The organism is Amycolatopsis sp. lyj-84, assembly GCF_046549075.1.
Taxonomy (GTDB): domain Bacteria; phylum Actinomycetota; class Actinomycetes; order Mycobacteriales; family Pseudonocardiaceae; genus Amycolatopsis.
Genome location: NZ_JAJPWO010000008.1, coordinates 414,575 through 439,529, shown reverse-complemented (window position 1 = coordinate 439,529; position 24,955 = coordinate 414,575). Strand labels below are relative to the sequence as shown.

Annotated in this window: 24 protein-coding genes; 5 read left to right on the top strand and 19 right to left on the bottom strand. The window is 69.3% G+C overall.

The window, feature by feature from the left end; genetic code table 11:
• Positions 1-3: 3 nt before the first annotated feature.
• The 16 genes from nuoK to ACLJRM_RS25935 all read right to left on the bottom strand — a co-directional run bounded on the left by nuoK (position 4) and on the right by ACLJRM_RS25935 (position 16,488).
• Positions 4-303: an NADH-quinone oxidoreductase subunit NuoK gene (gene nuoK / locus ACLJRM_RS26010; RefSeq protein WP_101612053.1), complete on the bottom strand. Its 300-nt coding sequence runs from the start codon at positions 301-303 to the stop codon at positions 4-6.
• Positions 300-1,145 (bottom strand): NADH-quinone oxidoreductase subunit J, encoded by an 846-nt coding sequence (locus ACLJRM_RS26005; RefSeq protein WP_101612052.1) that lies wholly within the window; start codon positions 1,143-1,145, stop codon positions 300-302. The genes nuoK and ACLJRM_RS26005 overlap by 4 nt, the downstream gene beginning before the upstream one ends.
• Entirely contained in the window at positions 1,142-1,684 is a 543-nt protein-coding gene (nuoI, locus tag ACLJRM_RS26000; RefSeq protein WP_101612051.1) for an NADH-quinone oxidoreductase subunit NuoI, read from the bottom strand. Before nuoI ends, ACLJRM_RS26005 begins: the two co-directional genes overlap by 4 nt.
• Positions 1,671-3,008 (bottom strand): NADH-quinone oxidoreductase subunit NuoH, encoded by a 1,338-nt coding sequence (gene nuoH, locus ACLJRM_RS25995; RefSeq protein ID WP_101612050.1) that lies wholly within the window; start codon positions 3,006-3,008, stop codon positions 1,671-1,673. The genes nuoI and nuoH overlap by 14 nt, the downstream gene beginning before the upstream one ends.
• Positions 3,005-5,476, bottom strand: a complete 2,472-nt coding sequence (locus ACLJRM_RS25990; protein ID WP_410664513.1) for an NADH-quinone oxidoreductase subunit G — start codon at positions 5,474-5,476, stop codon at positions 3,005-3,007. Before ACLJRM_RS25990 ends, nuoH begins: the two co-directional genes overlap by 4 nt.
• The gene (nuoF, locus tag ACLJRM_RS25985; protein ID WP_101612048.1) at positions 5,473-6,753 is read right to left on the bottom strand and encodes an NADH-quinone oxidoreductase subunit NuoF; all 1,281 of its coding nucleotides are present in this window, start codon (positions 6,751-6,753) and stop codon (positions 5,473-5,475) included. Before nuoF ends, ACLJRM_RS25990 begins: the two co-directional genes overlap by 4 nt.
• The gene (gene nuoE, locus ACLJRM_RS25980; protein ID WP_101612047.1) at positions 6,753-7,625 is read right to left on the bottom strand and encodes an NADH-quinone oxidoreductase subunit NuoE; all 873 of its coding nucleotides are present in this window, start codon (positions 7,623-7,625) and stop codon (positions 6,753-6,755) included. The genes nuoF and nuoE overlap by 1 nt, the downstream gene beginning before the upstream one ends.
• Positions 7,622-8,962: an NADH-quinone oxidoreductase subunit D gene (locus tag ACLJRM_RS25975; RefSeq protein WP_101612046.1), complete on the bottom strand. Its 1,341-nt coding sequence runs from the start codon at positions 8,960-8,962 to the stop codon at positions 7,622-7,624. Before ACLJRM_RS25975 ends, nuoE begins: the two co-directional genes overlap by 4 nt.
• Positions 8,959-9,720 (bottom strand): NADH-quinone oxidoreductase subunit C, encoded by a 762-nt coding sequence (locus ACLJRM_RS25970; protein ID WP_410664512.1) that lies wholly within the window; start codon positions 9,718-9,720, stop codon positions 8,959-8,961. The genes ACLJRM_RS25975 and ACLJRM_RS25970 overlap by 4 nt, the downstream gene beginning before the upstream one ends.
• A gap of 5 nt (positions 9,721-9,725) precedes the next feature.
• Positions 9,726-10,274 (bottom strand): NuoB/complex I 20 kDa subunit family protein, encoded by a 549-nt coding sequence (locus ACLJRM_RS25965; protein ID WP_005151847.1) that lies wholly within the window; start codon positions 10,272-10,274, stop codon positions 9,726-9,728.
• A gap of 6 nt (positions 10,275-10,280) precedes the next feature.
• Positions 10,281-10,688, bottom strand: a complete 408-nt coding sequence (locus ACLJRM_RS25960; RefSeq protein ID WP_076164505.1) for an NADH-quinone oxidoreductase subunit A — start codon at positions 10,686-10,688, stop codon at positions 10,281-10,283.
• Positions 10,689-11,316: 628 nt separating this feature from the next.
• Positions 11,317-12,603, bottom strand: coding sequence for a geranylgeranyl reductase family protein (locus ACLJRM_RS25955; RefSeq protein ID WP_410664511.1), 1,287 nt, complete (start codon positions 12,601-12,603; stop codon positions 11,317-11,319).
• A gap of 2 nt (positions 12,604-12,605) precedes the next feature.
• Entirely contained in the window at positions 12,606-13,358 is a 753-nt protein-coding gene (locus ACLJRM_RS25950; protein ID WP_233223080.1) for a demethylmenaquinone methyltransferase, read from the bottom strand.
• Between the two features lie 68 nt (positions 13,359-13,426).
• Positions 13,427-14,197, bottom strand: a complete 771-nt coding sequence (locus ACLJRM_RS25945; protein WP_410664510.1) for an AfsR/SARP family transcriptional regulator — start codon at positions 14,195-14,197, stop codon at positions 13,427-13,429.
• Positions 14,198-14,264: 67 nt separating this feature from the next.
• Complete coding sequence (locus ACLJRM_RS25940) at positions 14,265-15,368, bottom strand: glycosyltransferase family 4 protein (protein ID WP_410664509.1); 1,104 nt, start codon at positions 15,366-15,368, stop codon at positions 14,265-14,267.
• A gap of 1 nt (position 15,369) precedes the next feature.
• A complete protein-coding gene (locus ACLJRM_RS25935; protein WP_199192950.1) occupies positions 15,370-16,488 on the bottom strand; it encodes a glycosyltransferase family 4 protein in 1,119 nt (372 codons plus the stop codon).
• 111 nt (positions 16,489-16,599) lie between these two features.
• Here ACLJRM_RS25935 and ACLJRM_RS25930 point away from each other — a divergent pair, with 111 nt between their 5' ends.
• Entirely contained in the window at positions 16,600-17,430 is an 831-nt protein-coding gene (locus tag ACLJRM_RS25930; protein WP_101612041.1) for an inositol monophosphatase family protein, read from the top strand.
• Between the two features lie 157 nt (positions 17,431-17,587).
• Here the strand turns inward: ACLJRM_RS25930 and ACLJRM_RS25925 are convergent, their stop codons facing one another.
• The 3 genes from ACLJRM_RS25925 to menD all read right to left on the bottom strand — a co-directional run bounded on the left by ACLJRM_RS25925 (position 17,588) and on the right by menD (position 21,369).
• Positions 17,588-18,040 carry a DUF3592 domain-containing protein gene (locus ACLJRM_RS25925; RefSeq protein WP_410664508.1) on the bottom strand — a complete coding sequence of 151 codons (453 nt, stop codon included), beginning with the start codon at positions 18,038-18,040 and terminating at the stop codon, positions 17,588-17,590.
• Positions 18,041-18,062: 22 nt separating this feature from the next.
• Complete coding sequence (locus ACLJRM_RS25920) at positions 18,063-19,583, bottom strand: M1 family metallopeptidase (RefSeq protein WP_101612037.1); 1,521 nt, start codon at positions 19,581-19,583, stop codon at positions 18,063-18,065.
• A 109-nt stretch (positions 19,584-19,692) separates the two neighbouring features.
• Complete coding sequence (gene menD, locus ACLJRM_RS25915) at positions 19,693-21,369, bottom strand: 2-succinyl-5-enolpyruvyl-6-hydroxy-3-cyclohexene-1-carboxylic-acid synthase (RefSeq protein WP_168214481.1); 1,677 nt, start codon at positions 21,367-21,369, stop codon at positions 19,693-19,695.
• Between the two features lie 57 nt (positions 21,370-21,426).
• On the opposite strand from menD, the gene ACLJRM_RS25910 reads away from it, so the two are divergent.
• The 4 genes from ACLJRM_RS25910 to ACLJRM_RS25895 all read left to right on the top strand — a co-directional run bounded on the left by ACLJRM_RS25910 (position 21,427) and on the right by ACLJRM_RS25895 (position 24,712).
• Entirely contained in the window at positions 21,427-22,350 is a 924-nt protein-coding gene (locus ACLJRM_RS25910) for a 1,4-dihydroxy-2-naphthoyl-CoA synthase (RefSeq protein ID WP_101612035.1), read from the top strand.
• A 53-nt stretch (positions 22,351-22,403) separates the two neighbouring features.
• A complete protein-coding gene (gene menE, locus ACLJRM_RS25905) occupies positions 22,404-23,528 on the top strand; it encodes an o-succinylbenzoate--CoA ligase (protein ID WP_410664507.1) in 1,125 nt (374 codons plus the stop codon).
• Between the two features lie 62 nt (positions 23,529-23,590).
• Positions 23,591-23,749 carry a hypothetical protein gene (locus ACLJRM_RS25900; protein ID WP_168214479.1) on the top strand — a complete coding sequence of 53 codons (159 nt, stop codon included), beginning with the start codon at positions 23,591-23,593 and terminating at the stop codon, positions 23,747-23,749.
• 93 nt (positions 23,750-23,842) lie between these two features.
• Positions 23,843-24,712: a 1,4-dihydroxy-2-naphthoate polyprenyltransferase gene (locus tag ACLJRM_RS25895; protein ID WP_410664506.1), complete on the top strand. Its 870-nt coding sequence runs from the start codon at positions 23,843-23,845 to the stop codon at positions 24,710-24,712.
• Positions 24,713-24,955 lie beyond the last annotated feature (243 nt).

Genomic DNA, 24,955 nt, shown 5'->3' with positions numbered 1-24,955 from the left:
CCCTCAGTACTTCAGCAGGTTGGTGTCGTCGACCGAGGCCGAGCGCCGGGTGCGGAAGATCGCCATGATGATCGCGAGGCCCACCACGACTTCGGCGGCGGCGACGACCATCACGAAGAACGCCATCACCTGACCGTCGAGTCCGCCGTTGATCCGGGCGAACGTGACCAGGGACAGGTTCGCCGCGTTCAGCATCAGCTCGATGCACATGAACACGACGATCGCGTTGCGGCGCACCAGAACCCCGACAGCGCCGATGGTGAACAGCAGCGCGGACAGGAGCAGGTAGTACGTCGGGGTCATTCCTCGTCCCCTTCTTTCTTGCCGACGAGCGCGTGGGCGTCCGGGCCCGGTTCCGCACCGGACACCTGCTTGCGCTCGTCCTCCAGTCGCGAGGCCGAGGTCGACTCGATGATGTCCGAGAGCGACTCCGGGGCGATCGAGCCGTCCGGCAGCAGAGCCGGGGTGGCGATCGAGTTGGCCGTCGCGAAGACACCCGGGCCGGGCAGCGGCGAAGGCCTGTCGTGCTTTCCGGTGAACCGGTCGACGACGAGTTCCTTCTGCGACTTCTTGCCGCCCTTGGCGTGCCGGTCGGTGAAGGCGAGCACCATCGCGCCGAGCGCGGCGGTGATCAGCAGTGCCGACGTGAGCTCGAACGGGAACAGGTACTTCGTGAAGATGAGCCGTCCCAGCCCACCGGGGCCGCCGCCGTCGACGTTCGCCGGGTCGAGCGGCAGCGCCGGGGTGACGTTGGCCAGCGAACGGGCGAGCCCCGCCGCGAGCAGGCCGCCGACGCCGACGCCGAGCAAGGTCGCCATGACCCGTTGCCCGCGCAGGACTTCGACGACCGAGTCGGAACTCTCCCGGCCGACCATCATCAGCACGAACAGGAACAGCATCATGATCGCGCCGGTGTAGACGATGATCTGCGTGAAGCCGAGGAACGGCGCCTGCTGGATCATGTACAGCGCGCCGAGGCACAGCATCGTGAGCACCAGCCACAGCGCCGAGTGCACGGCGTTGCGGGAGAAGATCATGCCGAGCCCGCCGAGCAGCGCGAGCGGGCCGAGCACCCAGAACGCGATGGTCTCGCCGGTGGTGATCCCGGCCGAAACGTCGGTCTGGGCGAGGAAGGCCGTAATCACTTGGCGGCCTCCGTGCTCTCGACGGGCTTGGGGCGCGCCAGTTCCGGGCCGTTGACGTAGTAGTCCTGCTCGTTCTCGCCGAGCCGCATCGGGTGCGGCGGCTGCTCCATACCCGGCAGCAGCGGCGCGAGGAGGTCTTCCTTGGTGTAGATCAACCGCTGCCGGTCGTCGTCGGCCAGCTCGTAGAAGTTGATCATCGTCAGGGACCGGGTCGGGCAGGCCTCGACGCACAGCCCGCAGCCGATGCAGCGCAGGTAGTTGATCTGGTAGTCGGCGCCGTACCGCTCACCGGGCGAGAAGCGTGCCTCTTCGGTGTTGTCGCCGCCTTCGACGAAGATCGCGTCCGCCGGGCAGGCCCACGCGCACAGCTCGCAGCCGACGCATTTCTCCAGCCCGTCCGGATGCCGGTTGAGCTGGTGCCTGCCGTGATAGCGCGGAGCGGCGGGGGCGCCGGCCTCCGGGTACTCCTCGGTGGCGACCTTCTTGAACATCATCCCGAAGGTGACACCGAAACCCTTGATGGGATCAAACATCCCCATCGCCGGCCTCCCTTCCACTGGAAACCGCCGCGGGCTTGCGCTTGGCCGCCCGGGCTTCGGCCTTCTCTAGGGCCTTCTGACGCGGAGTCTTGTCCGGAACCTGGAGGTCGAGCGGTGGCACCGGGAACCCGCCGCCGGTCACCGGGACGTAGTCGTCGTCCGGGACCTTCTTGTCCGGCAGCAGCAGGCTCAGGATGACGACGACGAGAATGAGCGCGCCGCCGCCGATGAGGATCTGCGGGGTGGAGAGCCCGCCCGAGTTCTTGATCGCGCGGACCGAGACGATCACCACGATCCAGACCAGGTTGACCGGGACCAGGACCTTCCAGCCCAGCCGCATGAACTGGTCGTACCGCAGCCGCGGCAGCGTGCCGCGCAGCCAGATGAAGCCGAACAGCAGGATGAACAGCTTCGCGGTGAACCACAGCAGCGGGAGCCAGCCCTGGTTGAGCGCGTGCTCGGCGCCGACGAACGGGAACTTCCAGCCACCGAGGAACAACGTGGTCGCGAACGCCGAAACGATCACCATGTTGACGTACTCGGCGAGGAAGAACATCGCGAACTTCATCGAGCTGTACTCGGTGTGGAAACCGCCGACCAGCTCGGATTCGGCCTCGGGGAGGTCGAACGGCGCGCGGTTGGTCTCACCGACCATGGAGATCAGGTAGATCACGAAACTCGGCAGCAGCAGGTAGAAGTACCAGCCGGTCTGCTGCGACTCGACGATCTGCGAGGTCGACATCGAACCCGCGTAGAGGATGACGCCCACGATGGACAGGCCCATCGCGATCTCGTAGGAGATCACCTGCGCGGCCGAGCGGAGCCCGCCGAGCAGCGGATACGGGGAACCGGAAGACCAGCCGGCCAGCACGAGGCCGTACACGCCGATCGAGGAGCAGGCCAGGATCACCAGCACGCCGACCGGCAGGTCGACCAGCTGGAGCGTGGTCCTCTCACCGAAGATCGAGACCACCGGGCCGAACGGGATCGCCGCCAGCGCGATCAGCGCGGGCACCGCGGAGATCACCGGCGCGAGGAAGTACACCTTGCGGTCGGCGGTGTCCGGGATGATCTGTTCCTTGAACGGCAGCTTGATCGCGTCCGCGAGGGACTGCAGGTAGCCGCCGGGCCCGACCCGGTTGGGGCCGGGACGGTTCTGCATCCGGCCGACGGCCTTGCGCTCCCAGACGATCAGGAAGATCGTCAGGATCGGGCCGATCAGCAGGATGACGACCGTCTTGATCAGAATCAGCCACAACGGGTCGTCCGCCAGCAGCGCCGCCCGCTCGGCGGCGTCCGGCATCTGGGTGAGCAACGGAGTCACTTCTCACCTCCGGTGAGGGTGACGGCCGAGCCGTGTCCGGCCGCGAGCGCGGCGCGGACGGCTGAGCCGTCGGAGTTGCCCGGGAGCCACACGACGCCGTCCGGCAGGTCCGCGACCTCGATCGGCAGCGTGATGGAGCCGCGTTCGGTGGAGACCTTCACGGTGCCGCCCAAGCCTTCGGCGGTCTTCGCCGAGAGCTTCGCGACGACCTCGCGCTGTGTGCCCTTGAGGTGCGGCTCGTCGTCCTGCAGCGAACCGTTGTCGATCAGCTGACGCCAGGTGGCCAGCAGGACCTTGCCGTTCCCCGCGATCGAGGCCGCCGCGGCGGCGATCGGCTCGAAGGCCGCGGGCTCGGTCTTGCCCTGCAGCTTGGCCAGATCGGCGGCGGAAGCGGCCGGGGTCTGGGTGAAGATGTCCGCGTCCATTTCGACGGCGAGGGTGTCGAGCACCCGGCAGTCCGGCAGGGCGCCGGTGCCTTCGAGGGTGACGGCGAACTCGCGGCGGCGGCCTTCCCAGTTCAGGTAGCTGCCCGCCTTCTCGACCGCCGGGGCGATCGGGAGGACGACGTCCGCGTGCTCGGTGACCGCGCTGTGCCGCAGTTCCAGGCTCACCACGAACTTCGCGTTCTCGAGGGCGCGACGGGCCAGATCCGGGTCCGCCAGGTCGTCCGGGTCGACGCCGCCGACGAGCAGGCCGTCGAGGTCGTGACCGGAAGCGGCCTTGAGGATCGCGGTGGTGTCGCGGCCCGCGGCGGCGGGAAGCGTGACGCCCCAGGCCTTTTCGACCTCGGCGCGAGCCGAGGCGTCGGTGACCGGCCGGCCGCCGGGAAGCAGCGTCGGCGTCGCGCCCGCCGCCAGGGCACCGCGCTCACCCGCACGACGCGGGATCCACGCGAGCCGGGCGCCGGTGCGCTCCACCAGCCGGTGCAGGGCCGAGAACAGGCCGGGGACCTCGGCAGCGCGTTCGCCGACCAGTACCACCGAGCCGTCACCTGACAAGTGTTCGTCCAGATCGCGTGCGTGCTGCGCGATGCCGTCGAGCGCGGCGGCTTCGCTGCCCGGCGCGCAGGCCAGCAGCTCACCGAAGGTCTTGCGGACCGAGGAGGTGGTCCACTGTCCCAAGTGGACGACGCGGGTGCGGTTCTTGCGGGCCGCCTTGCGCAGCCGCAGGAACACGATCGGCGCCTCGTCCTCCGGCTCGAACGCCACGCACAGCACCGTGCGCGCCCGCTCGATCTCGCCGAAGGTGACGCCGCTCTCCGGCGTCGTCCCGACCACGTGCGACGCGAGGAAGTTCAGTTCCTCGGCCGAATGCGGACGGGACCGGAAGTCGATGTCGTTGGTGCCCAAGGCGATCCGCGCGAACTTCGAGTACGCGTAGGCGTCCTCGACGGTCAGGCGACCGCCGGTCAGCACCGCGGCGCCCTTGCCGTCCCGCGCCTCGGTGAGCCCGGCGGCGGCCGCGCGCAGCGCGTCGGTCCAGGAAGCCTCTTCCAGGACACCGTCGGCGTTGCGGACCAGCGGACGGCGGATGCGGTCTTCGGCGGAGGCGTAGCGGAAGGCGAACCGGCCCTTGTCGCAGAGCCACTCTTCGTTGACCTCGGGGTCGTCGCCCGCGAGCTTCCGCATGACCTTGCCGCGGCGGAAGTCGGTCCGCTCGGCGCAGCCGGACGAGCAGTGCTCGCACACGCTCGGCGCGGACACCAGGTCGAACGGCCGCGAACGGAACCGGTACGCGGCCGACGTCAGCGCGCCGACCGGGCAGATCTGGATGACGTTGCCGGAGAAGTACGACTGGAACGGCTGGCCCGATGTGGTGCGGGAAGCCAGGTCCAGCACGTCGGCCGTCTCGGCCGTGCCGATCTGCTGGTGGGCACCGCGTTCGAGCAGCTCGATGAACGGGTCACCGGCGATCTCGCGGGAGAACCGGGTGCAGCGCTGGCAGAGCACGCAGCGCTCCCGGTCCAGGAGCACCTGCGAGGAGATCGGCAGCGGCTTCGCGAACGTCCGCTTCGTGTCGACGAAGCGGGATTCCGCGCGGCCGTGCGCGAGCGCCTGGTTCTGCAGCGGGCATTCGCCGCCCTTGTCGCAGATCGGGCAGTCCAGCGGGTGGTTGATGAGCAGCAGCTCCATCACACCCTGCTGGGCCTTGTCCGCGACGGCCGAGGTCAGCTGGGTCTTCACGACCATGCCGTCGGCGACCGTCATGGTGCACGAGGCCTGCGGCTTCGGCATCGGACGGCCACCCATTTCGACCTCGACGAGGCACTGGCGACAGGCACCGGCCGGGTCGAGCAGCGGGTGGTCGCAGAAGCGCGGGATGACCGTGCCGAGCCGTTCGGCGGTGCGGATCAGCAGCTCGCCCTTGGGCGCGATGACCGTTTCACCGTCGATGACCAGCTTGACGTGGCCTTCGGGAACCGGAATGTCCTCTGTGGACGTTTCGGGCTTGTCGGGTGCGATCGTCATGCCTGCGCCCCCACCAGTTCGCGCTTGTTTGCGTTACACAAAGCCAGGAATTCATCCCGGAAGTACTTGATCCCGCTCTGGATCGGCGAGACCGCGCCGTCACCGAGGGCGCAGAACGACCGGCCGAGGATGTTGTCGCAGACGTCGAGGAGGGTGTCGATGTCCTCTTCGGTGCCCTTGCCCTCGACCATGCGCTCCAGGATCTGCGCCAGCCAGTACGTGCCCTCGCGGCACGGCGTGCACTTGCCGCAGGACTCGTGCTCGTAGAACTGCGTCCACTTCATCACGGCCCACGGCACGGAAACGGTCTCGTTGAAGACCTGAACGGCCGTCGTGCCCAGCATCGACCCGGCTTCCGCCGCGCCTTCGAAGTCCAGCGGAACATCGAGGTGTTCCTTGGTGAACATCGGCGTGGACGAACCACCCGGCGTCCAGAACTTCAGCGGGACACCGTCCTTCATGCCGCCGGCCATGTCCAGCAGCTCGCGCAGCGTGGTGCCGAGCGGGCATTCGTACTGGCCGGGATTCTCGACGTGGCCGGAGATCGAGTAGATCTTCGGGCCGGGCGACTTCTCGCGGCCCATCTGGCGGAACCAGTCGGACCCGCCGTTGATGATGTACGGCGCGCTGGCGATGGTCTCGACGTTGTTCACCGTGGTCGGCGCGGCGTAGAGACCCGCGGCGGCCGGGAACGGCGGCTTGAGCCGCGGCTGGCCACGACGGCCTTCCAGCGAATCCAGCAGCGCCGTCTCCTCGCCGCAGATGTACGCCCCGGCGCCCGCGTGCACGGTGATGTCGAGGCCGAATCCGGAGTCGAGGATGTTCGGGCCGAGGTAGCCCGCTTCGTACGCCTCGCGCACGGCCGCGTTGAGACGGCGGATGCAGTGCAGCGCCTCGCCGCGGACGTAGATGAAGCAGTGGTGCGAGCGCATCGCGTACGAGGCGATGATGCAGCCCTCGATCAGCGAGTGCGGGTCCGCCATCATCAGCGGGATGTCCTTGCAGGTCCCCGGCTCGCCCTCGTCGGCGTTGATCACCAGGTAGTGCGGCTTGTCCTCGTTCGGAGGCATGAAGGACCACTTGATGCCGGCCGGGAAGCCCGCGCCGCCACGGCCGCGGAGGCCGGAGTCCTTGACCAGCTGGACGATCTGCTCGGGAGTGCCCTTGAGCGCCTTGCGGATCGCGGTGTAGCCCTCGAGGGCTTCGTAGGACTGGATCGTCCAGGAGTTGGGCGAAAGCCAGCGCTTCGTGAGGACCGGAGTGATGGGGTCTGCCATTACTTCTTCTCCACTTCAGGGAGCGCTACGTCCTTCATGGCGGGCGCCGTCCAGCCGCGGTCCTGCGCGACCTGCGCGCCCCGCAGGGTTTCGACGGCCTGCGAAGGACCGTCGACGTCCGTGCGGTACTGCTGCGCGTCGTCGGGGAAGAACCCGGCGAGCTGCAGCTCGGCGCCCTTGAAGCTGCTCAGCGGCGCGCCGCGCGTCGGGGCGGGCTTCTTGCCCGCCTGCAACGCGTCGACCAGCGCGACGGCCTTGTCCTCGGTCTGGTTGTCGAAGTACTCGTAGTTGACCTGGATGACCGGGGCGAGGTCGCAGGCCGCGAGGCATTCGGCGTGTTCGAGGGTGATCGAGCCGGGCTCGTTCGGCGTGCCCGCGGTCTCGTTGTGCCCCAGCGGCTTCTCCTCGGAACCGAGGTGCGTCTGGAGCTTCTTGTAGATCGCGTCGCCGCCCATGGCCGCGCAAAGGGTGTTGGTGCAGACGCTCACCAGGTGCTCGCCGCACGGGCGGCGCTTGTACATGGTGTAGAACGTCGCGACCGCGCTGACCTCGGCGTCGGACAGGTCCAGCTGCGCGGCGCAGAAGGCGATGCCCTCCTGGCTCACGTAACCCTGCACCGACTGCACGAGGTGCAGCAGCGGCAGCAGCGCCGAGCGCGACTGCGGGTAGCGCGAGATCAGGTTCTGCGCCCTGGCGTAGGTGTCGGCGTCGAAGATGTCTTCGAGCTTCGCGTTCTCCAGGATCCCCTCCGCCTCGGCGGGATCCGGCGCGATCGCGATCACGTCGACGTCACCACCGGCGGCGACGTGGGTCTGCTCGGCGAAACTGGTGCCGGGCTCGGGCGTCGGTGTCGTTCCGGGCTGGGTGCTCAACGGTCCACTCCCCCCATGACGGGGTCGATCGAGGCGATGGCGGCGATGACGTCCGCCACCAGGCCGCCTTCGGCCATCGCGGGCATCGACTGCAGGTTCACGAAACTCGGTTCGCGCACGTGGACCCGCAGCGGCCGGGTGCCGCCGTCGGACACGAGGTGCACGCCGAGCTCGCCACGCGGCGACTCGACCGTCGTGTACGACTGGCCCGCCGGGACCTTGAAGCCCTCGGTGACCAGCTTGAAGTGGTGGATCAGCGATTCCATCGACTGGCCCATGATCTTGCGGACGTGTTCGAGCGAGTTGCCCAGGCCGTCGCTGCCGAGCGAGAGCTGCGCGGGCCAGGCGACCTTCTTGTCCTCGACCATGACCGGGCCCGGCTCGAGCTTCTTCAGGCACTGCTTGATGATCCGCAGGCTCTGGTGCATCTCCTCGACGCGGATCAGGTACCGCGCCCAGCAGTCCGCGTCGGTCGAGGTCGGGATGTCGAACTCGAACTCGTCGTAGCGGGAGTACGGCTCGGTCTTGCGCAGGTCCCACGGGAGACCGGCGCTGCGCAGCACCGGGCCGGTGACACCGAGCGCGAGGCACGCGTCCACCGGCAGGTAGCCGACGCCCTTGAGCCGGTTGCGCCAGATCGGCTGACCGGTGAAGAGCTTGTCGTACAAGGGAAGCCGCTCGTCCATCGTCTTGACGAACGCGCTGACGACCTCTTGGTAGTCGTCCGGCATGTCCTGCGCGAGGCCGCCGGGGCGGATGAACGCGTGGTTCATCCGGAGACCGGTGAGGTGCTCCAGCAGGTGCAGGACCTCTTCGCGCTCACGGAAGCCGAGCGTCATCGCGGTGGTGGCGCCGAGTTCCATGCCGCCGGTGGCGATGTAGACCAGGTGCGAACCGATGCGGTTGATCTCCAGCAGCATCACGCGCAGCAGTTCGGCACGGCGCGGGGCCTGGATGCCGAGCAGCTTCTCGACGCCGAGGCAGTATGCGAGTTCGGTGGAGAGCGGCGCGAGGTAGTCCATGCGCGTCACGAAGGTGACGCCCTGGGTCCACGTACGGTACTCGCAGTTCTTCTCGATCCCGGTGTGCAGGTAGCCGATGACCGAGCGGAGCTGGGTGACGGTCTCGCCCTCCATCTCCAGCACGAGCCGGAGCACGCCGTGCGTCGACGGGTGCTGCGGGCCCATGTTGATGACCATGCGCTCGTCGTGGCGCGAGTCCTCGATGACGTCTTCCCAGTCACCGCCGGAGACGGTGTAGACGCGACCTTCGGTGGTGTCCCGGGAATCGGCCTCGGGGACTTCCGTTGCTTCTGCTGCGTTCTCGCTGATGCTCACGAGTACGACCTCCGCTGGTCCGGCGGCGGGATCTCCGCGCCCTTGTATTCGACCGGGATCCCGCCGAGCGGGTAGTCCTTGCGCTGGGGGTGGCCGTCCCAGTCGTCCGGCATGAGGATGCGGGTCAGGGCCGGGTGACCGTCGTAGACGATGCCGAACATGTCCCAGGTCTCCCGCTCCTGCCAGTCGGCGGTCGGGTAGAGCCCGACCAGCGACGGGACGTGCGGGTCCTCGATGTCGAGGGTGACCTCGATGCGGATGCGGCGCCGGTAGGTCATCGACGTGAAGTGGTAGACCGAGTGCAGCCGCTGCGGGACGTCGACGCCGTAGTCCACGCCGGACACCGAGCTGAGCAGCTCGAACCGGAGACCGGTGTCGTCGCGCAGGGTCCGCGCGATCTCGACGAGGTGCTCGCGGGCGACGTAGAAGGTGATCTCGCCGTGCGCGACCGTCGTCTGCAGGACCGCGCTCGCCGGAACCTTGTTGTCCGCCAAGGCGGCGTAGAACTCGTCGGCGAACTCGTCGAACCAGCCGCCGTACGGGCGCTCCGCCGGGGGCGGGTTGTACGCGGGGAGACGGACGCCGCCGTAACCGGAGGTGTCACCGGTGCCGTGCACGCCGAACATGCCCTGGCGCTCTTTACCGGTGACGACCGGTTCGGCCGGGCGGACGCCTCGCGGCTCCAAGCCGCCTTCGGGCCGGTCGGCGCTGGACTGCTCGCCGCCGGTCTCCGGGGTTTCGGGGGTCTCTTCAGGCACGTCGCTCACTTCTTCGCGTACTTGATCGAGGAGGCGATCAGCTCGGTGCGCTCACCACTCGCGGCGCGGATCGCGGCGCGACGGGCGTTGATCGGTTCGTCCTGGATCTTGGCGTGCAGTTTCAGGATCGCGTCGAGCAGCATCTCGGGGCGGGGCGGGCAGCCGGGGAGGTACATGTCGACCGGGACGATGTGGTCGACGCCCTGCACCACGGCGTAGTTGTTGAACATCCCGCCGGACGAGGCGCAGACGCCCATCGCCAGCACCCACTTGGGCTCGGCCATCTGGTCGTAGATCTGGCGGAGCACCGGCGCCATCTTCTGCGTGACGCGGCCGGCGACGATCATCAGGTCCGCCTGGCGCGGTGTCGCGCTGAAGCGCTCCATGCCGAAGCGGGCGATGTCGTACCGGGAACCGCCGACGGTCATCATCTCGATCGCGCAGCAGGCGAGACCGAAGGTGGCAGGCCACATCGAGTTCTTGCGCGCCCAGTTGACCAGGCCTTCAAGACTCGCGAGAAGGATGCCGTTGGGGAGTTTTTCTTCGAGGCCCATGCTTCTCTAGTTCCAATCCAGGCCGCCGCGACGCCATACGTAGGCGTACGCGAAACCGACCGTCGCGATGAACAGCACGATCTCCACCAGGCCGAACATGCCCAGCGCGTCCGCGGAGACCGCGAACGGGTAGAGGAAGACCATCTCGATGTCGAACAGGATGAACAGCATCGCGGTGATGTAGTACGCGACCGGCATCCGGCCGCCGCCGACGACCGGCTGCGGCGACGGTTCGATACCGCATTCGTAGGCCGCGGTCTTCGCCCTGTTGGGACGGCTCGGGCCGACGAGCGGGCCGAGCAGTACCGAGAGCACCGCGAATCCGAGAGCGAGGACGAACAGGAGGACCAGGGGGAGGTACATGTTCAGGTTGGGCACCGAGGGGGTGCCGGCCTGGGTCAGCACGGGCAACATCAGCACGGGGTTTTCGCCATCCTTTCCGCGCCGCTGCGGTTTTCGAGTCGGGGTTCACCGCTTCCCTCGGTCGGCACCCTAAGTCACCTGGGTCACACCGCCGAGGGTTAGGCAACCCTTACGGGCCGTGCATGACGACCCCCTTGCTTGTGAAATAGTTCACAAGCCTCCCGTCGAGGATGTGAAGCGATTCACAAAGCATGGGGCGAGTGTAGGACGTGACTCACATTCTTGTCCCTAGGCCCCGTGCTATAAGGCTGCCCTAACTTGGCCGCACGGCCAGTACGGTTACTTCCGACGTGCGGTACCGGTGACCTGCGACGTCGTTCCGAAGATCGACTCCGATGCGGGTTTTGACCGGTTCTGTCCTGTGACCGATACCACTGCCCGGAGTACTGCTGAAGGGGACTTTGCCCGCGTCAGACGGGGTGAAAGGAGCCTTCACCGCATGCGATGCGGGCATGGCGTCCTTCGCGAAGCGAGGGTGCGGGTGGGCGAACCGTGAGCACCAGCGGCCCGGTAGCCGCCGCCCCCAATGCCACATTGGAGACGCTCAGTGTCCCCAATGTGGCATTGGGGACACTGACAGCAGGGCGTTTCCCGGCTCAGCGGCGAGTTCCCGGAGCCATCAGCGCGGAGTGGGCGTAGCCCGAGCCAGCGCGGCGATGAGACGGTCCACGCCGTCCCCGCCCTTGGCGTCGTAGCAGCCCGAAAGTCCCTTGTAGACCAGCGGAAGGATCGAGTTGATCCGCAGTCCGTACTTCGTCGCGGCGTGCATGATCTTCGGCTTTCCGATCAGCTTCGCGAACACGTTGCCGAGCCGGTAGTAGCCACCCATCAGCTCCCCGACGGCGCGCGGGTAACCCTCCAGCGCCCGCTCGCGCGAAGGTCCCTCACGCCGCGCCAAGGCCTGCACGACGAACTCCGACGCCAGCTGCGCGGACTCCATCGCGGCCGAGATGCCCTCGCCGTTGAACGGGCTGACCATGCCGCCCGCGTCGCCGAGCAGCAGCAGGCCGTCGCGGTAGTGCGGCGTGCGGTTGAAGCCCATCGGGAGACCGGCGCCGCCGACCTTGCCGATGGCGTTCTCCTCGCGGTAGCCCCATTCCTCGGGCGTCCCGTCGAGCCACTGGCGCAGCAGCGCGCGGTAGTCGGTGCTGCGGAACGCGGCCGACGTCGACAGCATGCCGAGGCCGACGTTCACCGTGCCGTCGCCCAGCGGGAACGCCCAGCCGTAGCCGGGCAGCAGCTTCGGGTCGCGCGGGTCCGAGCGGTCCCACAGCTCCAGGTGGCCCTCGATGAACGGGTCGTCGTGACGCGGGCTCTTGTAGTACTGCCGCACCGCGACGCCCATCGGGCGCTTCTCGTTCTTCTGGATGCCGACGCTCAGCGCGAGCCGCGCGGAGACGCCGTCGCAGGCCAGGACCAGCGGAGCGCGGTAGCTCACCGGCGTCTTCTCCGGGCCGACCTTCGCCTCGACGCCGATCACGCGGCCGGTCGGGCCGGTGATCGCGCCGGTGACGGTGGTGCGCTCGTAGAGCCGCGCGCCCGCCTTGACCGCGGTCTTCGCGAGCAGGTCGTCGAAGTCCTGACGAGTACGCGAAACGCCGTACGGCGGGTAGCTGGTCAGGTCCGGCCAGTCGAGTTCGAGCGTCAGCTCGCCGGTGAGGATGCGCAGGCCGCGGCTGTGCACCCAGCCCGCGTCCTCGCTGGTGTCGATGCCGAGGTCGATGAGCTGTTTGACGCCGCGAGGGGTCAGGCCGTCGCCGCACACCTTCTCGCGCGGGAACTCGGTCTTCTCCAGCAGCAGCACGTCGACGCCCGCGCGGGCGAGGTACGTGGCGACGGTGGAGCCGGCCGGTCCGGCACCGACGACGATGACTTCGGCGTCGTGGTCTGCGTTGCGACGGGTCATGCTTACGAATCTACAGTCGAGCGAAGCTCGTCCGTTGAGGGTGGCGGTGGGGAGGAAGGCGGAGCTACAGAGGGCTTCTTCGCGCGGTGGATGGCGACGACGCCGAACGTGAGGTTCAGCCACTCCACCTCGGTCCACCCGGCGCTCGCGATGATCTCGCCGAGCGTGCGCTGATCCGGCCACGCCAGCATGGATTCGGCCAGGTAGGAGTAGGCCTCGGGGTTCGACGAGGTCCGGCTGCCGACCCAGGTGAGCAGCTTCGCGATGAACGTCCGGTGCAGGAACCGGATCGGCGGGAATGTGGGCGTCGACACTTCGCAGATGACCAGGCGCCCACCCGGTTTGACCACGCGCGCGATCTCGGTGAGGGCGGCCTTGGTGTCGACGAAGTTCCGCAGCGCGAGCGAGATGGTCACCGCGTCGAAGCTGTCGTCGGCGAACGGCAGCTTCAGCGCGTCGGCGGCGACCATCGGCACGCCGCGGTGCTTGCCCGCCTTGAGCATGCCGACCGAGAAGTCCGCGGCGAGGCACCAGGCTCCGTTGCGCGCGTACTCGACGGTGGACACGCCGGTGCCCGCCGCGAGGTCGAGCACCTTCTCGCCGCGTTTGGCGTCCAGCACCCGTGCGGTGGTGGTGCGCCAGCGGCGGTCGAAGCCGAAGGTCATGAACGAATTCGCGCGGTCGTAGCCGTCCGCGACGTCGTCGAACATGGCGGCGACTTCGTGCGGATCCTTGTCAAGACTCGCTCGGGACATACCCGAACATTAACCCGGCCTCTCTGAGACACGTCGGCCAAGCAGGAGCAAAGCGGCGCGCCGTAGGGTCACCTGGCCCGGTGAAGCAACGCCGGGGCACGGTGCGCACCGGCCCCCGCGACCTCGCCGGCGAGGATCCGCCGCTCCAGCAACCGCAGTTCCGGCCCCGGTTCGAGGCCGAGCTGATCGACCGAGACCCGGCGCGCGCGCCGGTACGCCGCCAGGGCGTCGGAGGTGCGCCCGGCTCGCCAGAGAGCGTCCATCAGGAGGTACTGGGCACGCTGCCGCAACGGGTGCCGACGCACCAGATCCGCCAGCTCGACGGCCGCGCTCGCGTGCCGCCCGAGGCTCAGTTCGGCCTGGTAGAGCTCTTCGAGCAGGACCAGGCGGTGCTCCGAGAGGCGCATCGTCTCGTCCGAAAGCAGCGGGACGTCGAGGCCGTCGTAGGGCGCTCCGTGCCAGTGCGTGAGGGCCTGTCGGATCAGTGACGCGCGCTGCGCGGGGTCCGCGGACTTCAGCGCCTGGCTTCCCAGCGTCTCGAAGGTCTCGACGTCGAGCTCGCCGGGGTGGACCTCCAGCCGGTAGCCACCGTTGTCGAAGCCGAGCCGGTCCCCCTCGGGCAAGGCCTGCCGCAGCTTGTGGACGTGCCAATGCAGCTTCGGCACCGCGCGCGGCTCCCACCGGCTGTCCCACAGGGCCTCGGTGAGCACGTTCACCGGCACGAAGGTGTTCGCCCGGACCAGCAGAACCCCGAGGAGCGTTCTTCTCATCCGGCCGCGCAACGGGATCGACCTCGGACCGGAAGAGATGCTGAACGTGCCCAGTACTTCGAACCTCACGTGCCGTCCTCTCGCTCGATGGCTGAGGGGACGATGAATGCCGGTTGTACAAATTGGATACAAAAGCTCAAATGAGGACGGAGAGCATCCCCTGAACCGACTGTGGCCAGGCGAATTCCTCCGCCCGTGCCCGCGCCGCCGCCCGTCGGGTCCCCTCGGGACGCTCCAGTAATCCGGTGACGGCGCCCGCGAACGCCGGGGCCCGGTCGTCGACGGCCTCGCCGCAGCCGGGGCGCACGATCTCCCGCAGCGCCGACGACGCCGAGACCACCACCGGCGTTCCCGAAGCGAGCGCCTCCAGCGCGGCCAGCCCGAACGTCTCGTGTGGACCGGGCGCGAGCGAGACGTCCGCGCTGGCCAGCAGGCGCGCGACGTCACCGCGTCCGGAAAGGAAGCCGAGGAAGGTCACCGGGAGCCCGCGCGCCCGCCGTTCCAGCGCTCGCCGCCGGGGCCCGTCACCCGCGATCACGAGCCGCACCCGGTGCCCGGCCTCGGTCAGCTCGGCGACCGTGTCCACACTGCGCTCGACGTGCTTCTCCGGCGACAAGCGTCCACAGTGGACGAGCAGCGCGTCCGCGTCGCCGGACAGGGTGTGCCGCCAGCCGTCGTCACGCCGGGCAGGGGCGAACGTCGTGAGGTCGACACCGAGCGGGACGCGGCGCACGTTCGGCGCGGCGATCCGGTCGAACTCCGCACGGGCGAACGCCGTCGTGCAGACCACCGTGTCGTAGTGCCGCGCCATCCGTCGGTTCGCGACGTCGGCGACGCGCCGAGCGACGGGTTCCGGCATCAAGAACTGCTCCAGCAGCCTGTCGAGCCGCTCGTGCGAGATCACCATGCTGGGCACGCCGTTGCGCCGCGCCCACCCGCCCATACCGCGCAGCGTGAGGCGGTCGGACACCTCCAGCCTGTCCGGTTCCAGCCGGTTCAGCACCGCGCGCACCCGGTGCGGATCGACCGCGCGATAGCCGCCCGTGCCCGGGATCCGGGGTGCCGGAAGGGAAAACCGGCGGACGCCGGAAGGCAGCGTCTCGTCCGCGTAGCGCCGCCCGGGCACGACGAGGGTCACCTGATGACCGCTCGCCACGTACCCGGCGCCGAGATGATGGAGCGCCGTCCGCAATCCGCCCGAGCGTGGCCCGTAGAAGTTGGCCAGCTGGACTATATGCATTTCAGGCCGCGCGCGCGATCTTGCCCTGAACAGCCTCGTAGTGGCCGACGAGTTCCCGGCAGACCGCGGGCCAGGTCCGGTTCAGCACCACCTTGCGCGCCTTCTCCCCCAGCCTGGCGCGCAGCGCGTCGTCACGCAGGTCGTTCACCTTCTCCACCAGCGCCGACGAGAACCCGGCGCGGTCGGCGGGCAGCAGGTAGCCGGTGCGACCGGGCAGGACCAGGTCCTTCGGACCGCCCGCGTTCGGCGCCAGCACCGGCAGCCCGGAGGCCATCGCCTCCTGGATGGCCTGGCAGAACGTCTCGTGCGGTCCTGTGTGGACGAAGACGTCGAGACTCGCGTACGCGGCGGAAAGCTCTTCGCCGTACCGGGCGCCCAGGAACGCGGCCCCCGGGATCCGCTCGCGCAGCATCGGCAGTTCCGGCCCGTCGCCGACGACGACCACGCGGATCCCGTCGACCCCGGCGAGCGCGGTCAGCCGCTCGACCTCCTTTTCGGGCGCGAGCCTGCCGACGAAACCGACCAGCAGTTCACCGTTCGGCGCCAGCTCGGCCCGCAACGCGGGATCGGCGTGGACCGGCGAGAACCGCTCGATGTCGACGCCACGCGCCCAGCGGTGCACCCGCGGGATCCCGTGCAGTCTCAGCTGTTCCACCGAATCCGACGAGGGCGCGAGCGTGCGGTCGGCCCGCGAGTGCAGCCGTCGCACCCAGCGCCAGGCCGCGCGGGCGGCGAGACCGAAGCCGTACGCGGAGGCGAAACCGGCGATGTCGGTCTGGTACACCGCGACGCACGGCACCCGCAGCCGTCTCGCCGCGGCGAGACCGCGGGCGCCGACCACGAACGGCGACGCCAGATGCACCACGTCCGGCCCGAAATCGGCCAGCGCGGTGAGCACCGTCCTGGTCGGCACGCCGACCGGGAGGGAGTTCACCCCGGGGAAGTCGAGGGCGGGAATGCGCACGACCGGGGCGCCGAGGTACTCCGAGGGACCCGGTCCCGGGGCGATGATCAGCACGTCGTGCGCGCGGTCGCGGAGGTGTTCCACGACGCGGAGCACGGAGTTGGTCACGCCGTTCACCTGGGGCAGGAAACTTTCGGTGACTATCGCGACTCGCACGATGCTCACTGTCGCATCCGGTTGTGACGCCCACGCCAACAAAAACGGAACAGACGACATGTCATCTCAAGGTCGTGTTCCGGAAACCAGTTTCGGCCACACTAGGCAGGCATGACCCTCCTGTCGTCAAGGCCGCCGCAACCCGTCGAGCCCGGGTTGCTGTCGAGGGCCCTCGAAGTGGCCGGGCGGCTGGCCAACGACGCGACCGACGTGATCACCGCGACCGCGGGCCGGGGCGCCCAGCCGGATCCGAACGACTCGCCCTTCGACTGGGTCACCGACACGGACCGGATCCTCGAACGCCACACCCGCCGGGTGCTGACCGCGGAGTTCCCCGGCATCCCCGTCGTCGGTGGCGAATTCGGCGCCGACCACGGTGCCGACGTCGCCGAGTACCGCTGGGTCGTCGACCCGGTCGACGGCACCGCGAACTACGTCGCCGGCGTCCCCTGGTGCGCCTACAGCCTCGCCCTGATCGACGCTTCGGGGCCGGTGGTGGGCGTGGTCGCGGACCCGTACCGCGCCCAGATCTACGCCGCCGCACGCGGCCGCGGCGCCCGGGCGAACGGCAAGCCGATCACGCTGACCGACCGCTGCGGGGTCGCCGGGGCGATCGTCTGCACGGAACTCACGCGCAAGGGTGTGTGGCCCGGGATGGGCCACTTCATCGAACGGGCCGCCGCCGCGCACGCCGGGGTCCGGGTGCTGGGCTCGGCGGCGCTGGCGATCGCGCAGGTCGCGCTGGGACACGCGGCCGCGGCGGTGCTGCACAACTACCGCGAATGGGACGTCGCGGGCTCGGTCGCGCTGGCCATCGAGGCGGGGGCCGTGGTGCTGGACCGGCACGGGGAAGGCTCGGCGCTGCCCGTCGACGCGCTGCTGGTCGCGGCGCCGGGGGTGGCCGACGAGGTACTGGGGTGGTGGCAGGAGTCGGTCGGCTGAGCGCTCGTCTCCGCCCGCGCGCGTGAGAGGAACGACTCGTTACTTGCGGCGCGCCAGGAAAGGCCCGTTCCTTGCGGCGCGTGAGAGGAAAGGCCCGTTACTTGCAAAATTTGCAAGTAACGGGCCTTTCATAGCGTCTCTCTGGGGACCGGACCGCTCAGGCGGCGACTTCCGCGAGCGAGCGCCGGTGAGCCAGCCGCTGCCGCCGGATCCACCACAGCAGTGGCCCGGCGACCAGCCAGGTGAAGAAGATCATGCTGCCCAGTGGCAGCAGCGTGTTCGCCGCCGAACGCCCGGCCACCCGCGCGAGTTCCGGGTCGCCGACGTCGTACTCGATGTTCACGAGCTGCCCGGCGGCCAGCCCGGCCGGGTAGAGGACACCGTTGGCCGGGCTGTGCACGATGCCGTCGGGGGTGGCGTAGTTGATGATCGTGCGGTCGAACGTCACCGACTCGACCTGCGCGGTGGCCTGGCCGAGTTCGGCTTCGATCGCACTGTCGTTGCGGAACGCGGCGAACAGCAGCGAGACGCCGAGCACGGTGACGAGTGAGGCGACAACGAGGGCGGCATACCACCCGATGCGCCTCACCCGCTCCGCTTTGGCCGTCACGCCGCGAGCGTAGCGCTACCCGTCAGTGGGCGTGTCGCTCGCCGAGGAATTCGTGCGTCGCCTTGATCTGCGGGTAGGACTTCGGCGCGACCGGGGCCGTGGCGGCCCGGAGTGCCGAAGCCGGGGTCCCGTTAGGACTCACCGACGGCTTGCCCTTGGTGTAGAGCCAGGTCTGGAACAGGTCGTACAGCGGCTTGCCCGAGATCCTCTCCGCGAGCGCGATGAACTCCGGGATCACCGCCGACTTGCCCTTCTTGACCTGCTGCCAGGTCTGCAGGATCCGGAAGAACGTGTCGTCGCCCACAGCCTTGCGCAACGCGTGCACCGCGAGCGCGCCGCGGTCGTAGACGGCCGCGTGGAACTGGTTCGGCTCACCGGGGTCGGCGGGCAGGACCTGCCAGAACGGGTCCTCGGCCGGGGCCGAGTCGTAGATGTACTGGGCGAGTTCGTCGGCCGTGCCCTCGCCGGTCTCCTCCGACCACAGGAACTCGCCGTAGGAGGCGAAGCCCTCGTTCAGCCAGATGTCGCTCCACTTGCCGAGCGTCACGTTGTCGCCGAACCACTGGTGCGCCTGCTCGTGCGCGACGATCGAGGTGTTGGAGCCGGACCGGAAGGCCCGCGCGCCGTACACCGGACGCGTCTGGTTCTCCAGCGCGAAGGTGATGCCGGTGGTGACGACGCCGCCCTGCGCCTCGAACGGGTAAGGCCCGAACTTCGAGGCGAGCACCTCGGTGATCTCCGGCGTCCGCTCGATGCTGGCCTTGGCCGCGCCGAGCGATTCGCCGAGGTCCGCGCCGTAGGCGGTGATGAACGGCTTGCCGTCCGGCGTGGTCTGCTCGTTCACCTCGAACTTGCCGACTTCGAGCGACGTGAGATACGTCGCCTGCGGTTTGGTGCTGCGCCAGTTCCAGCGCGTCCAGCCCGGCCGCTGCACCGTCTTGCGCACGAGGGTGCCGTTCGACAGCGCGGCGACGTCGTTCGGGACCTCGACCGAGATGTCGTAGGTGGCCAGATCGGTCGGGTGGTCGTTGGACGGGAACCACCAGGCCGCGCTCTGCGGCTCGTCGACGGCCAGCGCGCCGTCCGGGGTCTTCTTCCAGGCGGTGAAGCCGTCGATCTTCACCTTCGACGGCGTGTCCGCGTAGGCCACGACGACGGTCGCCGTCTGGCCCTTCTTCAGCGGCGTCGACGGCGTGACGGTCAGCTCACCGGTGCCGTCGGTCGACGTCGCGAACTGCGCGGGCCGGTTGTTGACCCGGACGCTCGACACCTTGAGGCCGAAGTCGAGGTTGAACCGCGACAGGTCCTGCGTCGCGGTGAGCAGGATCGTCGTGGCCCCGGACAGCAGGTCGGTCGAGGGCTGGTAGGTCAGTCTGAGGTCGTAGTGCCCGACGTCGTAGCCGCCGTTCCCGGCGTGCGGGTAGTACGGGTCACCGACGCCGATCGAGCCAGGCGCGGGTGCGGCGGCCGCGGAGCCCACGAGCAGCACCGAGACGACGCCCGCGGTCAGTCCGGCGAAGCCGGCGCGAGTCTTCAAGCGCATTGCGAATCCCTCCCAGGATTTGTCAGCGCGCTCGAACGTAGCCAGATGATCACCACGCAGACACGTCCGAAGGAGGGGTTCCTACCCTCTGGACTGAGACGGAAATCGGCTAGACAGCCCGTACCGCGGAGGAAACCGCCGTACGGAGGCGCCCGTGCAGCTCGCGATGGCGCGTTCGGTCCACCCGGACCTCCACCACCCGCAGACCCGGCGCGGGCTTCAGCGCGGCCCGGAACTCGGTGAGCGTCTCGGCGACGACGTGCGGGACGCGGTAGCCGGCGCACAGGGCACCGAGATCGGCGCCGTGCGGCGTCCCGAACACCCGCTCGAAGCTGGCGTTGTGCTCGGGCGCGCCCTGCTCCAGCAGCGAGAAGATGCCGCCGCCGTCGTCGTTGAGGACCACGATCGTCAGGTCGGGGCGCTGTTCGGCGGGCCCGGTCAGCAGGCCGCTCGCGTCGTGCAGGAACGTCAGGTCGCCGAGCAGGGCGTACGAATGTCCCCTGTGGACGGTCGCGGCGCCGATCGCGGTCGAGACCATGCCGTCGATCCCGGCGACGCCGCGGTTGCGGTGCACGAGGACGTCGGGCCGCAGCCGTCCGGCGAGCGCGACGTCGCGGGTCGGGTTGGACGAGCCGACGACCAGCAGTGATCCCTCCGGGACCGCGTCGACCAGCTCGGTGGCCAGGCGCAGCCCGCTCGGCCACGGTTCGTCGGCGAGCACCTCGGCCACCGCCGACGACGCCGCCTTGTCCGCGCGCTGCCAGCTGGCGAGCCACTCCGGATCCGCCGGTTTGGTCGGTTCGTCGAACCACTGGCCGACCTGCCGGACGTTGTGCGCGGGCGCGGGCCAGTCCGAATCGGGCCGGACCAGCAGCACCTCGACGTCCGGATCGGACAGGACCCGCTGGACCTGCCGGAACACCGTCGGACGGCCGATGCAGAGCACCTGCTCGGGCTTGTGCCGCGAGATGAACTCCTCGACGCCGAGCAGCCACGCGCCGGACGAGATCGCCGTCGCTCCGGCCAGCCCGATGCCACCGGTCTCGGAGACGACCGGCCAGCCGTGCAGCTCGGCCCATTCGCTGGCGGCCTGCACGCCGGTGTCGCACGCGATGACCAGACCGTGACGGGCCGAGGGCACCACGAACGAGGGAAGCGCGCCGAAGTCGGGGAGCTCGGTCCAGCGAGCGCCGTCGGGGCGCCCTTCGAGTGACTCGTACCACTCGCCGTCATCGTCGATGTCCGGCACGAGCGGCTCGCGGAACGGGATGTTCAGGTGTACCGGCCCGCAGCGCCACTCGCCGTACGCGGCGTTCCAGGCGCGGCAGATCTGGCCGCGCCAGTACGAGTTCTGCCCGGCACGGCGTTCGGCGACGGCGAGCTCGTCGAAGTAGCGGATGGCGTTGCCGTAGAGCTGGTGCTGGTCGATGACCTGGCTCGCCCCGGCGGCCCGCAGCTCGGGCGGGCGATCGGCGGTCAGCACGATCAACGGGACGCCCGCGCGGTCGGCCTCCAGCACGGCGGGGTGGAAGTTCGCGGCCGCGGTGCCCGAGGTGCACAGCACGGCGACCGGGCGGCCGGTGCGCGCGGCGATGCCGAGGGCGAGGAAGGCGGCGCCGCGTTCGTCGATGCGGACGTGCAGCTGGAGACGTCCGGCGGCCGCCGCGTCGTAGAGCGCGATCGACAGCGGGGCGTTCCGGGAACCCGGGCAGAGGACGACGTGGGAGACGGTGTTGCGGACGAGTTCGTCGACGATGACCCTTGCCTGCGCGGTGGAAGGGTTCACCGGCAGACCTCGGGTTTCACACTACGACTCACGGCCACACGTCCTATTCTCCCAAACGTGGATGACGCCCAGGTTTCCGAGCTGTTCGACCCCGCCTCGTGGACGGAAGTCGAAGGTTTCGACTTCACCGACATCACCTATCACCGCTCCTCTGAGAGCCGCTCAGGCAAACGTGTCGTGCGCATCGCGTTCGACCGTCCCGAGGTCCGCAACGCCTTCCGTCCGCACACCGTCGACGAGCTGTACCGCGCGCTCGACCACGCGCGGATGAGCTCGGACGTCGGCTGCGTCCTGCTCACCGGCAACGGCCCGTCGCCGAAGGACGGCGGCTGGGCGTTTTGTTCCGGTGGTGACCAGCGTATTCGCGGACGCTCCGGGTATCAGTACGCGGATGGGGAGACCTCCGACACGATCGATCCGGCCAGGGCCGGACGGCTGCACATTCTCGAGGTCCAACGGCTGATCCGGTTCATGCCGAAGGTGGTCATCGCGGTGGTCCCGGGGTGGGCCGCGGGCGGCGGGCACTCGCTGCACGTGGTGTGCGACCTCACGCTCGCCTCCGCCGAGCACGCGCGGTTCAAGCAGACCGACGCCGACGTCGGCTCGTTCGACGGCGGCTACGGCTCGGCCTACCTGGCCAAGCAGGTCGGGCAGAAGTTCGCGCGGGAGATCTTCTTCCTCGGGCGCGAGTACACGGCCGAGCAGATGCAGGCGATGGGCGCGGTCAACTCCGCCGTCCCGCACGCGGAGCTCGAGGCCGAGGCGCTGGACTGGGCGTGGGCGATCAACGGCAAGTCGCCGACGGCGCAGCGGATGCTCAAGTACGCGTTCAACCTCACCGACGACGGCCTGGTCGGCCAGCAGCTCTTCGCCGGAGAGACCACTCGGCTCGCGTACATGCAGGACGAGGCGGTCGAAGGCCGGGACGCCTTCCTGGAGAAGCGAGACCCCGACTGGTCGGCCTTCCCGTACTACTACTGACCTGCGTTTAGCGGGCTAAACGCGATCTGTGGGCGCGGGCCTAGGCTGGCGGGATGCGCACAGTAGGGGTGGACGGGAGTCCGGAGTCGATCACCGAGCTGACCTCGGCACTGGCCGAGGCGCTCGGCGGCGGCCCGGCCGTCCTCCCCTACGCGTCGGAGGCCTTGCGGGACGCAATGGAGCCGACACGCCCGGCCGAGCCCGGGACGGCCGTGATCATCGCCACCTCGGGGTCCACCGGCGAGCCCAAGGGTGTCCTGCTCTCGGCTGCCGCGCTGGCCGCGTCGGCGCGGGCGACCCACGCGCGGCTCGGCGGGCCGGGACACTGGCTGCTCGCGACACCGGCGCAGTACATCGGCGGGCTGCAAGTGCTGGTCCGCTCGCTCCTGGCCGGGACGACGCCCGCCGTGCTGCAGGCCCCCGGGTTCCGCCCGGACGACTTCGCCGAAGCCGCCGCGCCGCTGCTGGCGCTGGAGGGGCCTCGCTACACCGCGCTCGTGCCGACTCAGCTCGGGCGACTGCTGGACGACGCCGGGCCGGGACTCGCGGCGGCCCGCGCGTTCGACGCGATCATCGTCGGCGCCGCGGCGACCACCGCGGAACTCCGCGAGCGCGCGGCCGAAGCGGGCGTGAAGATCGTGCCCGCGTACGGCATGAGCGAGACCGCAAGTGGCTGCGTCTACGACGGCGTACCGCTGGATGGAGTACACGTCGAACTCGAAGACGAGCGGGTCTGTATCACGGGTGAGATCCTCGCGCACGGCTACCGACTGCGACCTGACCTGACTTCGGAGGCCTTCGAGGGAGGCCGGTTCCGCACCTCCGATCGCGGCCGTTGGTCACCGGATGGACGCCTGGAGGTCCTCGGCCGGGTCGACGACATGATCAACACCGGCGGCGTGAAGGTGGCCGCCGCGGCCGTCGAACGGATCTTGACCGCACAGCCCGGAATCCGGGACGCGTGCGTGGTCGGAGTACCTGACCCCGAGTGGGGCGAAGCCGTCGTCGCGCTCGTCGTCGGCGCTGGTTGCGACGTCGATTCCCTGCGTGCCGCGTGCCGCGAAGAGGCCGGTGCGGCGGCCGCTCCGAAGCGGGTCGAATTCACGGAAGAACTACCGTTGCGAGGCCCCGGAAAGGTCGACAGGACGGCCGTCCGGAATCTCCTACGAAGGTCGTGAATTCTCCACCGATTACCGGGACGTAGTTGACAGGATCATTACCCGCGGGTTTACGTCTAACCATGACGCGCTGGACACGCACAGTATTGGCCTGCACCGCCGTCACGATGGGACTGGTCGCTTTGGCCGGGCCCGCGCTGGCGGACGAACCGGAAACCGCCGTTCCGAACAGCGGCACACTCACCTGGACGCTCGAAGACACGATCAAGGATCTGAAGTAGCACGATTCGTCCCCTGCTCGCGGTGGCTCGGCACCGCGAGCGGGTGACGAGCCCCGCATACCGGCGGGTAGTCGCCAGGGCCAGAATGGCGGAATGGCGACTGCTGGTGAATGGATCGAAGGGGCGCGCCCGCGGACGCTGCCCAACGCGGTGGCGCCGGTGGTCGCCGGAGTCGGCGCGGCGGTCGCGCTCGACGGCTTCTCCTGGTCCCGGTCGCTCCTCGCGCTGCTGGTCTCACTGGCCCTGATCGTCGGCGTCAACTACGCCAACGACTACTCCGACGGCATCCGCGGCACCGACGAGAACCGCGTCGGCCCGCTGCGGCTGGTCGGCTCCGGGGTCGCGAAGCCGAAAGCCGTCCTGACGGCCGCTCTCGTGTCCCTCGGGCTCGCCGGATTCCTCGGGCTCGTGCTCGTCGCGATCAGCGGACTGTGGTGGCTGCTGGCGATGGGCGCGGTCTGCATCCTCGGCGCCTGGTTCTACACCGGCGGCAAGAAGCCTTACGGCTACTACGGTTTCGGCGAGATCGCGGTCTTCGTCTTCTTCGGGCTGGCCGGCGTGCTGGGCACGGTGTACGTCCAAGCCGGACAGCTCAGCTGGACTGCGTTCGGCTGTGCGGTCGCCGTCGGGTCGTTCTCGACCGGCGTGCTGACGGCCAACAACCTCCGCGACATCCCGACCGACATCGAGTCCGGCAAGCGCACGCTCGCCACCCGGCTCGGTGACAAGGGCACGCGGCGGCTTTACCTGGTGCTGATCGCGGTGCCGTACGTCGTGAGCGTGCTGCTCGCCTTCGTGACACCGTGGGCGCTGCTGGGCTTGCTGACCGCGCCGTTGCTGCTGAAGTCGGTCAAGGCCGTCGGCGGCGGACAGCAGGGACGGGCGCTGATCCCGGCGCTGCGCGACACCGGGTTCGCCATGCTGGGATGGGCGATCCTGACCGCGGTCGCTCTCGCGCTCTGACGTCTCTTTAGTGGGCTGAAGGGGCCCTTCACCGAGTGCGACGCGGCGAAGGGCCCCTTCGCTGCATCTGATGCGGGGAAAGGGCCCTTCAGCCCACGTCGGGCTCGGGTGGGCGAGGAGGCGTGAACGGACCGTTCATGCCTTGGGTTTCCCGCTTCGACCCACTATCCGTGGGTCTCGCCGGAGGCGGCGCCCACTACCGGTGGCCCAGGCGATAGCAAAGGTCCCTCGCTCCTTTGGCGA

Coding starts and splice junctions, on each gene's coding strand:
- nuoK (WP_101612053.1), bottom strand. CDS start 303: ATGACCCCGACGTACTACCTGCTCCTGTCCGCGCTGCTGTTCACCATC.
- nuoI (WP_101612051.1), bottom strand. CDS start 1,684: ATGGGGATGTTTGATCCCATCAAGGGTTTCGGTGTCACCTTCGGGATG.
- ACLJRM_RS25990 (WP_410664513.1), bottom strand. CDS start 5,476: ATGACGATCGCACCCGACAAGCCCGAAACGTCCACAGAGGACATTCCG.
- nuoF (WP_101612048.1), bottom strand. CDS start 6,753: ATGGCAGACCCCATCACTCCGGTCCTCACGAAGCGCTGGCTTTCGCCC.
- ACLJRM_RS25965 (WP_005151847.1), bottom strand. CDS start 10,274: ATGGGCCTCGAAGAAAAACTCCCCAACGGCATCCTTCTCGCGAGTCTT.
- ACLJRM_RS25960 (WP_076164505.1), bottom strand. CDS start 10,688: ATGTTGCCCGTGCTGACCCAGGCCGGCACCCCCTCGGTGCCCAACCTG.
- ACLJRM_RS25955 (WP_410664511.1), bottom strand. CDS start 12,603: ATGACCCGTCGCAACGCAGACCACGACGCCGAAGTCATCGTCGTCGGT.
- ACLJRM_RS25950 (WP_233223080.1), bottom strand. CDS start 13,358: ATGTCCCGAGCGAGTCTTGACAAGGATCCGCACGAAGTCGCCGCCATG.
- ACLJRM_RS25940 (WP_410664509.1), bottom strand. CDS start 15,368: ATGCATATAGTCCAGCTGGCCAACTTCTACGGGCCACGCTCGGGCGGA.
- ACLJRM_RS25930 (WP_101612041.1), top strand. CDS start 16,600: ATGACCCTCCTGTCGTCAAGGCCGCCGCAACCCGTCGAGCCCGGGTTG.
- ACLJRM_RS25920 (WP_101612037.1), bottom strand. CDS start 19,583: ATGCGCTTGAAGACTCGCGCCGGCTTCGCCGGACTGACCGCGGGCGTC.
- menE (WP_410664507.1), top strand. CDS start 22,404: ATGCGCACAGTAGGGGTGGACGGGAGTCCGGAGTCGATCACCGAGCTG.
- ACLJRM_RS25900 (WP_168214479.1), top strand. CDS start 23,591: ATGACGCGCTGGACACGCACAGTATTGGCCTGCACCGCCGTCACGATG.
- ACLJRM_RS25895 (WP_410664506.1), top strand. CDS start 23,843: ATGGCGACTGCTGGTGAATGGATCGAAGGGGCGCGCCCGCGGACGCTG.